General features: G+C 74.1%; 1 pseudogene. It reads right to left on the minus strand.

Features of this window, described 5'->3' with window-relative positions:
- Positions 1 to 81 precede the first annotated feature (81 nt).
- Positions 82 to 343, minus strand: a pseudogene (locus tag BHU15_RS37820) (maltokinase N-terminal cap-like domain-containing protein); the annotation flags it as partial.

The following is a 343-nucleotide window of genomic DNA, read 5'->3' on the forward strand; positions in this document are numbered from 1 at the left end:
TGGGCCGGGGTCGATCGGGTGGATTCGGTGGATCGGGGGGGATCGGCCCACCCGGCTTCGTGTCGGGCGGTGCGGTCGGTGTCAGGGGCGGCGGCCGGCCAGGCGCTGGATCGCCGCCATCGGGACGGGCAGCCAGTCGGGACGGTTCCTGGCCTCGTACAGCACCTCGTACACCGCCTTGTCCGTCTCGTACGCCCGCAGCAGCGCGCCGTTCTCGCGCGGATCGGTGCCCGTCCCCTCCGCGTACCCGTCGCAGTACGCCGACCGGCAGCGCTCCGCCCACTCGGGGCTCCACGGCTCGTGGAAGCGCGCGGCGTAGTCGAACGAGCGGAGCATGCCCGCC

The sequence above is a fragment of the Streptomyces niveus genome (genome assembly GCF_001723055.1).
Lineage (GTDB): Bacteria > Actinomycetota > Actinomycetes > Streptomycetales > Streptomycetaceae > Streptomyces > Streptomyces niveus.